The organism is Curtobacterium sp. WHRI 8282, from assembly GCF_040223925.2.
Lineage (GTDB): Bacteria > Actinomycetota > Actinomycetes > Actinomycetales > Microbacteriaceae > Curtobacterium > Curtobacterium flaccumfaciens.
The window spans coordinates 1-12,443 of sequence record NZ_JBEHCD020000005.1; the positions used below are offsets into that span (position 1 = coordinate 1).

At 71.6% G+C, this 12,443-nt stretch carries 9 protein-coding genes; 5 read left to right on the forward strand and 4 right to left on the reverse strand.

All coding sequences use genetic code 11. The annotated features are described in order from the left end of the window. Nucleotides 1-18: 18 nt before the first annotated feature. The 4 genes from ABRP24_RS15890 to ABRP24_RS15905 all read right to left on the reverse strand — a co-directional run bounded on the left by ABRP24_RS15890 (nt 19) and on the right by ABRP24_RS15905 (nt 5,352). The gene (locus ABRP24_RS15890) at nt 19-972 is read right to left on the reverse strand and encodes a carbohydrate ABC transporter permease (RefSeq protein ID WP_349849965.1); all 954 of its coding nucleotides are present in this window, start codon (nt 970-972) and stop codon (nt 19-21) included. A 4-nt stretch (nt 973-976) separates the two neighbouring features. Further along, on the reverse strand, nt 977-1,945 hold the full coding sequence (locus tag ABRP24_RS15895) for a carbohydrate ABC transporter permease (RefSeq protein ID WP_027466165.1): 969 nt from the start codon (nt 1,943-1,945) through the stop codon (nt 977-979). 78 nt (nt 1,946-2,023) lie between these two features. Next, nucleotides 2,024-3,340, reverse strand: a complete 1,317-nt coding sequence (locus ABRP24_RS15900; RefSeq protein ID WP_258373745.1) for a sugar ABC transporter substrate-binding protein — start codon at nt 3,338-3,340, stop codon at nt 2,024-2,026. Further along, nucleotides 3,337-5,352 carry a beta-L-arabinofuranosidase domain-containing protein gene (locus ABRP24_RS15905; protein ID WP_349849962.1) on the reverse strand — a complete coding sequence of 672 codons (2,016 nt, stop codon included), beginning with the start codon at nt 5,350-5,352 and terminating at the stop codon, nt 3,337-3,339. Before ABRP24_RS15905 ends, ABRP24_RS15900 begins: the two co-directional genes overlap by 4 nt. A gap of 165 nt (nt 5,353-5,517) precedes the next feature. On the opposite strand from ABRP24_RS15905, the gene ABRP24_RS15910 reads away from it, so the two are divergent. The 5 genes from ABRP24_RS15910 (at nt 5,518) to ABRP24_RS15930 (ending at nt 12,405) form a co-directional block, all read left to right on the forward strand. Next, nucleotides 5,518-6,516, forward strand: coding sequence for a LacI family DNA-binding transcriptional regulator (locus tag ABRP24_RS15910; RefSeq protein WP_027466168.1), 999 nt, complete (start codon nt 5,518-5,520; stop codon nt 6,514-6,516). A 654-nt stretch (nt 6,517-7,170) separates the two neighbouring features. Further along, nucleotides 7,171-8,874 (forward strand): FGGY-family carbohydrate kinase, encoded by a 1,704-nt coding sequence (locus ABRP24_RS15915; RefSeq protein ID WP_349849960.1) that lies wholly within the window; start codon nt 7,171-7,173, stop codon nt 8,872-8,874. Further along, the gene (locus tag ABRP24_RS15920; RefSeq protein ID WP_110862339.1) at nt 8,871-9,581 is read left to right on the forward strand and encodes an L-ribulose-5-phosphate 4-epimerase; all 711 of its coding nucleotides are present in this window, start codon (nt 8,871-8,873) and stop codon (nt 9,579-9,581) included. The genes ABRP24_RS15915 and ABRP24_RS15920 overlap by 4 nt, the downstream gene beginning before the upstream one ends. Further along, nucleotides 9,578-11,113 carry an L-arabinose isomerase gene (gene araA, locus ABRP24_RS15925; protein ID WP_349849958.1) on the forward strand — a complete coding sequence of 512 codons (1,536 nt, stop codon included), beginning with the start codon at nt 9,578-9,580 and terminating at the stop codon, nt 11,111-11,113. Before ABRP24_RS15920 ends, araA begins: the two co-directional genes overlap by 4 nt. Nucleotides 11,114-11,130: 17 nt before the next feature. Next, nucleotides 11,131-12,405 carry a D-arabinono-1,4-lactone oxidase gene (locus ABRP24_RS15930; protein ID WP_349849956.1) on the forward strand — a complete coding sequence of 425 codons (1,275 nt, stop codon included), beginning with the start codon at nt 11,131-11,133 and terminating at the stop codon, nt 12,403-12,405. Nucleotides 12,406-12,443: the final 38 nt, after the last annotated feature.

Consider the following 12,443-nt stretch of genomic DNA (forward strand, 5'->3'; position numbering starts at 1 on the left):
GGCGAGCTGACCCGACCGTCAGCCCTTCAACGCCCCGGACGACAGCCCGGCGACGTAGAACCGTTGCAACCCGACGTACAGCGCGATGCACGGGATCATCGCCACCACCGACCCGGCGACGAGGTTGCCGTACGACACCTGCCCGTACGCCCCGGTCTGCAGGTTGAGCAGCGCGACCGGCAGCGTGTACAGCGAGTCCTTCGTCAGGAACGTCAGGGCTCCGAGGAACTCCGTCCACGACGCCAGGAACGCGTAGAGCGCCGCGGTCGCCGCCCCCGGCAGGAGCAGCGGGCGGAGCACCGACACGACGACCCGGAAGCGCGAGGCGCCGTCGACGAAGGCCGAGTCCTCGAGCTCGGTGGGGATCGACTCGAACGCGTTTCGCATCACGAACACCCCGAACGGCAGGTTCACGGTCGTGTAGAACAGCACGAGCCCGAGCAGCGAGTTCGTCAGCCCCATGGCGTTCATCTCGAGGTACAGCGGCGTGAGGATGGCCTGGAACGGCACCATCATCGTCAGCAGCACCAGGCCGAACACGAGCCCGGCGCCCCGGAACCGGAAGCGGGCGAACCCGTAGCCGGCCATCGTCGCGATCACCGCGGTCAGCACCGCCGTGGCGATCGACACGATGAGCGAGTTCACGACGCCGGTGAGCAGGTGCGAGGACGAGGCGAACACGGCGGCGAAGTTCTGCCACCCGAGTTGGAAGAACGTCGCCGGGTCAGGGGCCTGCGTGATGACGGCCTCGGACTGGAACGCCCGCAGGATCGACCAGATGAGCGGGACGCCGAACACGAGGGCGGAACCGATGCCGGCGATCGCGTACAGGGTGCGCTTCACGGTGGTGTCGCGGGGGTGCTGGACGCTGCCCTGCTGGTGGCGCCGATGTCGGCCGTCACCCGTGGTGGTCAGGGTCCTGGTGGACAGGTCCGGCGCCGCGAGGGCCGCACGGGAGGTCGTGGTGCTCATGGCGTCAGTCCTTCTCTCGCAGTGCCCAGAACTGGAACACCGTCACGGCGGCGATCACCACGACGAGGGCGATCGACTGGGCGGTCGCGGCCCCGAGCTGCAGGTTCACGAACCCGCGGTTGTAGATCGCGTTCACGATCGTGGTGGTCTCGGTGCCCGGCCCGCCCTGGGTCAGGATGTAGAACTGGTTGAAGGCGAGCAGCGACCCGATCACCGAGATGATGACGCTCAGGGCGACGGTCGAGCGGATCATCGGGAACGTGATGAGGCGTTCGGTCTGCCACCAGGAGGCCCCCTCGAGCTGCGCCGACTCGTAGACCTCGTCGGGGACGCCCTGCATCGCCGACATGAGCAGCACCATGGTCAGCCCGGACACCGCCCACACCACGAGCACGCAGATGAGCAGCGTCGCCAGCGGACCGTTCACGAGCCACGCGGTGCTGCCGTCGGTGATCCCGAGCCAGCGGAGCACCATGTTGACGGCCCCGGAGTTCGGCTGCGCCTCGAGCACGAGCATGAACGAGAGCGTCGTCAGCCCGACCACGTACGGCAGGAAGAACACCGTCCGCAGGATCGTGCTGCCACGGCGGCGTGCGCGGACGAGCACGGCGAGGAAGTACCCGAGCGCCAGGATCGGCAGGGTCACGATCGCCGTGTACAGCAGCGTGTAGCCGATGGCGTGCACGAACGTCGGGTCCTGGAACAGCGTCAGGTAGTTCTGCAGCCCGATGAACCGGTACGGGCCGATCAGGGGCCAGTTCGTGAACGAGATGTAGAGCGCGAACACGAGCGGGACGAGCACGAAGACGGCGACGAACAGGATCGCCGGGGCGACGAGGACGGCGCCGGTGCGCGGCGGGTGGGTGAGCGAGTTGCGGGTCCGGACGGAGCCGCCACGCCCCGGGCGGCGGCCCACGGTGGGACGGCCCGGGCCGGTCCGGCCGGCGGGGCGCCGGGTGGAGATGGTCGACATGCGTGCACCTCTCTGTGCATCAACAAGAGCGAGACGAGCGAGACGAGCGGGACGAGCGGAGAAGACAGGCAGGCAGGCTCAGGCCTGCACCTGGTCGAGGATCCGCTGGTAGTCGGACTGCGCCGTCCGCATGGCGGCAGCGCTCCCCGACCCGAACACGGCCTCGCGGAACATCGCGAAGTACGGCGACGACGGCTGGTTGTTGAGCAGGTTGTACGCCAGCGTCTGCGGTGCGTAGCCCTTGTCGATGGCGTCGAGTGGCCCGTACGCCAGCGGGAACCGCTTGCGGTACTCCGGGGTGGCGGCGTCCGACCGCGTCGGGAAGTACCCGCCGTCCGGCAGTGCCTGCTGCTGCTGGAGGCCGTTCGCGTACTGCATGAACGCCCACCCACCGGACGGGTTCGCCGCCCCGTTCGGGATGCACATGTTGTCGCCGCCGTCGAAGAACGACCGCTGGCCGTCCCACGACGGGATGAGCACCGTCTGCATCTTCGCCCGCATCGCCTTGGTGGCCGCGGGCACGGTCGCCCCGTACGAGGTCGGGAAGATCCCCACCTTGCCGGCCCGGAAGTCGGCACCCCACGTGGTGCCGGCGTCGGAGTACGTCGCCTTCGACAGCACGCCGTCCTTCCACAGCTGCCGGTAGAACTCGAGCATGCGTTCGAGGGCCTCGTTGCCGGTGATGTTCGCCCGCTGGGATCCCACCTCGCCGGTCATCATGTCGACCCCGGTCGCCCAGACGTGCGGCTGCGTGACGAAGCCGATGATGCCCGCGGCGTTGCCGGAGATCGACCAGCCGTACACGTCGTCGTCGAGCTTCCGGATGGCCTTCGCCGCGTCGAGCAGCGTGGACAGGTCCTTCGTCGACTCCTCGACGTCGAGGCCAGCACGCTCGAACAGCTCGGTGTTCACGAACAGCTGCGAGTTGTCGGCCAGGTAGGGCAGGCCGTAGTACCGGTCGCGGTACTCGAGCAGGCGCAGGTGCCCCGGTGAGATCGCGTCGAAGTAGTCCAGGCTCTTGACCACGTCGGTCAGGTCGGCGAACGCCTCGCGGAAGATGAACAGCTGCGAGTTGATGTCGTCGATGTCCACGACGTCCGGTGGCTCACCCCCGCGGATCGCGGTCGCGAGCTTGGTCACGTACTGCGCGTCCGGCACGGGCGTCAGCTGGACCTGCAGCGCCGGGTTCGCCTTGTTGAACCCGGCGACGGCCGACGTCAGGCCGGCCTGGGTCGCCGACCGGCACCACACCTGCACGGTGCCGGTCGCGTTCTTCCCGAAGCTCGCGGGCTTCGCGACGACCTTCGGCAGGGTGCCGGAGCACCCGGCCAGGGCGAGGGCGGCCCCGCCGGCGACGCCGCCGACGAGGAACGCTCGGCGGTCCACGCCGGTCACCGCGCCAGTGGGAGCCAGACGCGCATCGGCGCGGCTCCCCGGTTGGCCCACGCGTAGTACGGGACGGCGGTCGCGGTGACGTCGCGGCCGTTGTGACCAGCCTGGAGGCCCGTGGTGACGCCCTGCGGACCGGCCACGTCGTCGACGTCGGTCGCGTCTCCGGCGTGATTCGCGCCTCCCGACCGGGTCGCGCCCAGACGCTGGTACGGCCAGGCCGGCTGCACGTGCTCGGCCGGGGCGTGCCCCGGGATCCGCAGCGTGACGACGCCGTCGAGCAGGTCGTCGCGGCGCTCCTCGGTGATCGGCGCGTCCGCGTCGACCGTCAGGTCGTCGACCGTGAAGCCCTGCTGGTCCGCCTGCTCGACCGCGTACACGAGCGGGCCGCGCTCGATCGCGACCTGCCCGCGGGCGGCGTCGATGCGGGTGTCGGCGACGTAGCGGTGCGGCGTCGTGTCGAAGACGAGCTCGACCGTGTCGCCCGCCGACCACTCGCGGTCGACGACGTGCAGCGTGCCCGCTGTCGGACTCGCGGACCCGTCCGGACCCGTGATGGTCGTGGTGTCCGACCAGGCCGGGATCCGCAGGCCCAGGGCGAGCGGGCCGTCCTCGGTGACCGTGACACGGACGCGGCCGTCGTGCGGGTAGTCGGTCTCGACCCGCACCGGACCGAGGTCGGCGGTGGCGTACTGGTGGATCTGCAGCCCGCCGTCGGTCGCAGTGGCCAGGTAGCCGTCGAGGCTCGCGAAGGTGCGCATGATGTTCGGCGGGCAGCAGGCGCAGTCGAACCATCCGCGTCGCCCGTGGGCGGGGGAACGGTTTTCGTCCTGGTGGGCGTGGTCGCGCTGCTGCAGTGGGTTCACGTAGAAGTACTCCGTGCCGGCCAGGCTCACCCCGGCGAGGAACGCGTTGTAGAGCAGGCGCTCGATCGCGTCGGCGTAGACCGGCTTGCCGGTCGCGAGCAGCAGCCGCCAGGCCCACTGCACGCCGCCGATGGCCGCGCACGTCTCGGCGTAGCCGCGGTCGGTCGGCAGCTCGTACGGGTCGCCGAACGCCTCCCAGTCCCAGCGTGCCCCGAGGCCGCCGGTGATGAAGGCCTTCGTCGCCATCATGTCCGCGAACTGCGTCTCGCTCGCGGCGAGGAGCTCGGTGTCCCCGGTCTCGATCGCGACGTCCACGGCACCCGCAGCCAGGTACACGGCGCGGACGGCGTGCCCCTCGACGGTCGTGGCCTGACGGCTCGGCACCCGGTCGGAGAAGTACGTCGGCTCGCCGCCGGCGCGCTCGATGATGCCGTGCCCGCGGGCGTCGACGAACCAGTGCGCCAGGTCGAGGTAGTCACGGTTGCCGGTCTCGCGGTACAGCTCGACCAGGCCCATCTCGACGACGGGGTGGCCGTCGACGTCGCGGGTCTTCGGTGTGCCGTCGGGTGCGGTGCCGTCGCCGAACGTGCGGACCAGGTGGTCGGCGTTCTTGATCGCGACGTCGAGCAGACCGGTGTCGCCCGTCGCACGGTGCTGCGCCACGGCCGCCTGGTACAGGTGCCCGGCGCAGTACATCTCGTGGCTCCACTTGAGGTCCGTGTACCGCTCACCCTTCCCGCGCACCTGCTGCACGGAGTCCAGGTACCCGTCGTCGGCCTGTGCCCGGGCGTACAGGGCGGTGACCTCGCGCTGCAGGTCGAGCAGGTCCTCGGCGGGGGCGCGCCCGCACTCCCACGCCACGGCCTCGAGCCACTTCGTCACGTCGGAGTCCATGAAGATCGGGCCGACGGCCTCGCCCTCCTCGAGCCCGGCGGCGATGCGGAGGTTGCGGAAGTTGCCGGCCGTCTCCAGCTGCTGGTAGCCGCTGCGGACGGCGTCGCGGCCGTTGCGCTCCTGGCGGAGCGCCCAGAAGCCGCTGGTGATCCGGGCGTCGCCGGTCGGCAGCGGCCGGAGCGTGAGGTGCGCGTCGGCGGTCGGGAGGACCGGGGTCGCGGTGTGCGCGCCGCGATCGGTCGCGAGCGTGGTGGTCATGTCGCCTCCTTGCGATGTGACTCGGTGCCGTTCGGATGGGGCTGGCCATCCGGAAAACGGTTTCTGCGGTGGACGTTACGACACGGGGTGCACGCCGCGCAAGGGCGTCCCGGCGGTTTTGTGTAAGGTCATCGGCACGTCCTGAACGTCGGAAAGGTGGTTGCCGTGACGCTCGAACGCACCGGTCAGCCGATCCGGATCACCGACGTGGCGGCGCTCGCCGGGGTGTCGATCGGCACCGCGTCGAAGGCGCTGAACGGCACCGGGCAGCTGCGGGACGCCACCCGGCTGCGGGTGAAGGAAGCCGCCGAGAAGCTCGGGTTCGTCGGCGATGCCCGGGCCCGTGCGCTGTCGTCGGGGCGGACCTACACCGTCGGCATGATCACCACCGACTCGTTCGGCCGGTTCTCCATCCCGGTGCTGCTCGGCGCCGAGGACGCCCTGTCCGCCGGGCGGATGGCCGTCCTGCTCTGCGACACCCGCGACGACCACGTGCGCGAGGCCCACTACCTGCGCTCCCTGGCGGCCCGCGGCGTCGACGGCATCATCGTGACCGGCCGTTCCGCCGACGCCAGGCCCCCGATCGACGTGTCCATCCCCGTCGTCTACGCCTTCACGCCCTCGACCGATGACTCCGACGTGTCGATCACCCTCGACGACGCCGCCGGGTCGGCGCTCGTCGCCTCGCACGTGCGCTCGCTCGGGCGGCAGCGGGTCGCGATCGTGACGGGACCGGCACGACACCGGTCCGCGGCACGACGGGTTGCCGGCGCTTCGTCGGTCCTCGGGTCGCACCTGGTCACCGACCCGCTGTACGGCGAGTGGTCGGAGCGCTGGGGGCGGCAGGCGGTGGACGTGCTCGCGCGGGAGTCGCCCGACGTCGACGCGATCGTCTGCGGCAGCGACCAGATCGCCCGGGGCGTGTGCGACCGGCTGCGGGAGCTCGGGCGTTCGGTGCCCGGAGACGTCGCGGTCACCGGGTTCGACGACTGGGACGTGATGGCGCTCGCCTCGAGGCCGCCGCTGACCACGGTGGACCTGCGGCTCGAGGAGCTCGGACGCGTCGCGGGGCAGGCGCTCCTTGCCCTGATCGACGGCGGGACGGCGTCGTCCGCGGCCGTGACCCCGTCGCTCGTCATCCGCGAGAGCACCGTCGGCGCCTAGGGCGGTCACGACACCCCGGCGGCCGTGGTCGGGCGGTCACGACTCGTCGCTCGGAGCACCTCCAGCCGACAGTTCGTGACCGCGCGGTGACGACACCTCGTCCGCCGTGGTCGGGCGGTCACGACACCCCGTCCGCCGTGGCCGAGCGGTCACGACTCGTCGCTCGGTGCACCTCCAGCCGACAGTTCGTGACCGCGCGGTGGGGAGGCAGCGGGGTGTCGTGACCGTCCCCGGCGCCGCCGTTCGGGGTGTCGTGGGGTCGGCGGGCCGGTGGTCGGGGACTCGCGCGGGTGGAGGGTGGCCGGTGGGTGGGACTTGCGCGGGTGTGGGGTGGCCGGTGGGCGGTACTTGCGCGGGTGTGGGGCTGCCGTGGTCGCACGTCGTCGTCGCCCCCTCGTTCGTCGCGCGGTCACGACCCGTCGTGCGTTGGGCGTCGAGTGGTCAGGAACGGCCGTCTGCCGATGCGCTGGACGACGGGTCGTGACCGGTCGGGGGAACTGAACGGGGTGTTTCGACCGATGGGGCTGGCGGGCAGGCAGCGGGCAGGAGGGAGGGGCGGGCGGGGCGGGCGGCGCGCCGCGGCGTTGCGTGAGTGAGCGCTCACGTGCCAGGATGTGAGCGCTCACTGGGGACGACGAGGTTCTGGAGGAACGCATGGGTGACGACCGCCGACAGCGGATCGTGGACGGCCGCACCACACTGGGGATCGAGCTCGGCTCCACCCGCATCAAGGCCTGCCTGGTGGACGAGGACCTCGTGCCCATCGCCGCCGGTTCCCACGAGTGGGAGAACGAGTACGTCGACGGCCGCTGGACCTACTCGCTCGAGGCCGTCGAGACCGGACTCCGGGCCGCGTACGCCGCCCTGGTGGCCGACGTCGAGACGCAGTACGGCGTCACCCCGACCACGTACCGAGCCGTGGGCGTGAGCGCGATGATGCACGGCTACCTGGCGTTCGACGCCGCGGGCGACCTGCTCGTGCCGTTCCGCACCTGGCGCAACACCTCGACCGGCCCCGCGGCCGAACGGCTCAGCGAGGCCCTCGGGTTCAACATCCCGCTGCGGTGGTCGATCGCCCACCTGTACCAGGCGGTCCTCGACGACGAGCCGCACGTGGCCGAGATCGCCGGTGTCACGACCCTGGCGGGCTACGTGCACCGACGCCTGACCGGGCGGAACGTCCTGGGCGTCGGCGACGCGAGCGGCATGTTCCCGATCGAGGGCGGCCCCGTGGACAGCGGCCCCGGAGACCCGGGCTCGAAGGACTTCGACCACGCCATGCTCGTCACCGCGCAGGACCTGATCGGCGTGCCGGACCTGCGGTCCCTGCTGCCCGAGGTCCTCGTCGCCGGCGCGGAAGCCGGTGAGCTGACCCCCGAGGGCGCGGCCTGGCTCGACCCGACCGGCACACTCGAACCCGGCGCACCGCTCTGCCCGCCCGAGGGCGATGCCGGAACCGGCATGGTCGCGACGAACGCCGTCGCCCCGCGCACCGGCAACGTCAGCGTCGGCACGAGCATCTTCGCGATGGTCGTGCTCGAGCAGCCGTTGACCACCGCGCACGAGGAACTCGACGTCGTCACCACCCCGGCAGGCGACGCCGTGGCGATGGTGCACTGCAACAACGGCGCGAGCGAGATCGCGAGCTGGGCCCGGGTGTTCGGACGCTTCGCCGAGGCCTCGAGCGAGCGGACCGGCGCGACGCCGATCGGCATCGACGACGTCTACGCCACCCTGCTCGCCGAGGCCGTCGCGGACGACACCGACCCCGACGCCGGCGGCCTGCTCTCCTTCAACTACCTGGCCGGCGAACCCGTCACCCACGTCGAGGACGGCCGGCCCCTGCTGCTCCGCACCCCCGGCGCACGCTTCACGCTCGGCAACCTGGTGCGCTCCGAGGTGCACGGCGCGTTCGCGACCCTGGCCATCGGCATGGACGTCCTGCACGGTGAACAGGTGCAGGTCGACCGGATGACCGCGCACGGCGGGCTCTTCCGCACGCCCGGCAGCCCGCAGCGGCTCCTCGCGGCGGCGTTGCGGGTGCCGATCGCGCTCGAGGAGACCGCGGGCGAAGGCGGCGCGTGGGGGATCGCGGTGCTGGCCGCCTACCTCGAGCACACCGACCAGCAGCTCGCCGACTACCTGTCCGACACCGTGTTCGGCGGGGACGCCGTGCACGTGGCCGAACCCGAGCCGGCGGACGTCGCCGGGTTCCAGACGTACCTGGAGCGCTACCGGGCCGCACTGCCCGTGCAGGACGTCGCCGCGGCGGCGACCCGCCCCAGCGCGACCACAGGACCGACCGAGCACACCGACGGCGCCGACCCGCGCCTCCAGACAGAGGAAGTGACCCGATGACGGACGCGATCGACGAGACCACACGCCAGGCGGTGGCGACGACGCGGGAGCGCGTCGCGCGCCTGCACGGCGAACTCGTCCGCTACGGCCTCGTGATCTGGACCGGCGGCAACGTCTCCGAGCGCGTGCCCGGCACGGACCTGTTCGTCATCAAGCCGAGCGGGGTGTCGAGCGACGACCTGACGCCCGAGAACCAGGTCGTCTGCACCCTCGACGGCGTGCCGGCCGAGGGCTGGGGCAACGAGCACGGCCCGTCCAGCGACACCGCCGCGCACGCCTACGTGTACCGGAACATGCCCGAGGTCGGCGGTGTCGTGCACACCCACTCGACGTACGCGACCGCCTGGGCCGCCCGCGCCGAGGCGATCCCGTGCGTGATCACGGCGATGGCGGACGAGTTCGGCGGACCCATCCCGGTCGGCCCGTTCGCGATCATCGGCGACGACTCGATCGGTCACGGGATCGTCGACACCCTGAGCGGCCACCGCAGCCGCGCGGTCCTGATGCAGAACCACGGCGTCTTCACGATCGGCAAGGACGCGAAGGACGCCGTCAAGGCGGCCGTGATGTGCGAGGACGTGGCACGGACCGTCCACATCTCGCGGCAGCTCGGCGATGCGGTGCCGATCCCCGAAGCAGACATCGATCGACTCTTCGATCGCTACCAGAACGTCTACGGACAGAACCCCGAAGGAGCCATGCGATGACGCAGGACACCACCGTCGACCCCCAGGCCACGCTGGACAGCTACGAGGTCTGGTTCCTCACCGGCTCCCAGGGGCTCTACGGCGAGGAGACCCTGCGCCAGGTCGAGGAGCAGAGCAGGGCCGTCCACGCGGAACTCGCCGGGCACCTGCCGGTGAAGCTCGTCTGGAAGCCCGTGCTCAAGGACGCCGACGGCATCCGCCGGGCGCTCATCGAGGCGAGCGCCGACGACAAGGTCATCGGCATCACCACGTGGATGCACACGTTCAGCCCGGCCAAGATGTGGATCGGCGGCCTGCAGGCGCTGACCAAGCCGCTGCTGCACCTGCACACGCAGGCGAACGTCACGCTGCCCTGGGCGGACATCGACTTCGACTTCATGAACCTCAACCAGGCCGCGCACGGCGACCGTGAGTTCGGCTACGCACTGGCCCGCCTCGGCGTCCGGCACGCCACGGCCGTCGGTCACGTCTCGGACCCCCGCGTCCAGCAGCGGGTCGCGAACTGGACCCGTGCCGCCGCCGGAGCCGCGGCCGTCCGTGAGCTGAAGCTGACCCGCTTCGGCGACAACATGCGCTACGTCGCCGTCACCGAGGGCGACAAGACCGAGGCCGAGATCGAGCTCGGCGTGCAGGTCAACACATGGGCCGTCAACGAGCTCGCGGCAGCGGTGGACGCCGCAGCAGCGGACACGGCAGCGGTCGACGCGCTCGTGGCGACGTACGAGCGCGACTACGACGTGGACCCGTCACTCCGCAGCGCCGGCGGTGAACGGCACGCCGCGCTCCGCGACGGCGCCGCCATCGAGATCGGCCTCCGCACCCTGCTCGCGCAGAACGGCAGCGCCGCGTTCACCACGAACTTCGAGGACCTCGGCTCGCTCAAGCAGCTGCCGGGCCTGGCCGTGCAGCGCCTGATGGCCGACGGCTACGGCTTCGGTGCCGAGGGCGACTGGAAGACGGCGGTCCTGGTCCGCGCGATGAACGTCGCCGGTGCCGGCCTGCCCGGTGGTGCCTCCCTGATGGAGGACTACACCTACGACCTCACCCCGGGTGCCGAGAAGATCCTCGGGGCGCACATGCTCGAGGTCTCGCCGACGCTCACCACCACGAAGCCGACGCTCGAGATCCACCCCCTCGGCATCGGCGGCAAGGACGACCCGGTGCGCCTGGTCTTCACCGCCGACTCCGGCGAGGCCGTCGTCGTCGCGCTGTCCGACACCCGCGACGGCTTCCGCCTCACCGCCAACGTCGTCGATGTCGTGCCCCCGACCGAGGCCCTGCCGAAGCTGCCCGTGGGCCGCGCGGTCTGGGAGCCCCGGCCGTCGTTCCCCGTCGCCGCCGAGGCCTGGCTCACCGCCGGCGCCGCCCACCACACCGTGATGACGACGGCGGTCGGCCTGCAGGTCGTCGAGGACTTCGCGACCATGGTCGGCACCGAGTTCCTGGTCATCGACGAGCACACCACCGCACGCGGGTTCCGCGACGAGCTGCGTCTCCAGCAGACGTGGCACCGTCTCGACCGCGGCTTCTAGAGGAGTCAGGACCCACGATGGACGACGTGATCGCGGCCGAGCGCACCCGCACCAACTGGGCGGGCAACGTCACCTACCGCGCCTCGGCGCTGGCCCGGCCGACGTCGGTGGCCGAGCTCCAGCAGCTGGTCGCCTCGACGCCGCGCCTGACGGCGCTCGGCTCGCGACACTCGTTCAACACCATCGCCGACACCGATGCCGTCCAGGTCGCGTTGTCGGACCTGCCGCCCGTGCTCGACATCGACACGTCGCGTCGCGTCGTGCGGGTCGCGGCCGGCATGACGCACAGCCAGGTCGCGGCCGGTCTGGAGGCCCGTGGCTGGGCACTCGGGAACCTCGCGTCCCTGCCGCACATCTCCACGGCCGGGGCCGTCGCCACGGGCACGCACGGCTCCGGTGTGCGGAACCCGTCGCTCGCGCAGGCGGTGGTCGGCCTCGACGTCGTCCGCGCCTCCGGTGCGCTCGCGCACGTCGACGCCTCGTCGCCCGACGGGCTGCTCGACGCCCACCGGGTGGGGATCGGCGCGCTCGGGGTCGTCACCGCGGTGGAGCTCGCGATCGAGCCGACGTTCCAGGTCGCCACGACGGTGCACCTCGACCTGCCGTGGGACGCCGTCGCCGCGCAGTTCGACCAGGTGATGTCCGACGCGTACTCGGTGTCGATGTTCACGTCGTTCGACGACCGCGGTGCCCGGCAGGTCTGGGTCAAGCACCGCGTCGACGAGGCCGCACCGGCTGTCGACCTCGTCGCCCTGGGAGCCCGAGCTGCCTCGGGCCCGGTGCACCCGGGCGAGAACGACCCTGCCGGGGTCACCGAGCAGGGCGGCGTGCCGGGGCCGTGGTCGGAGCGGCTGCCGCACTTCCGGTCCTCGTTCACCCCGTCGACCGGGGCCGAGATCCAGGCGGAGTACCTGATCCCCGCAGCCTCGGCGGTGTCGGCGCTCGAGGCGCTCCGACCGCTGGCGTCGCTGTTCGCCCCGATCCTCATCGCCGCCGAGGTCCGCACCATCGCGGCCGACACCGCCTGGCTCGCGCCGTCGTCCGGTCGGCAGTCGGTGGGCCTGCACTTCACGTTCCGTCGTGACGCCGCCGCCGTGGCCGCGGCGGTGGCCCGGATCGAGGACGTGCTCGAGCCCTTCGACCCTCGGCCGCACTGGGGCAAGGTCTTCGCCGCGAGTGCCGAGCGGCTGCACGAGGCGTACCCGCGGCTGTCCGACTTCGCCGCACTCGCCCGGGACCTCGACCCCACGGGGCGGTTCCGGAACGCGTTCCTCGCGCGCATCCTGTCCTGAGCCGCGCCGGTTCCCAGGGGATCGGGATGCGTTGCGCG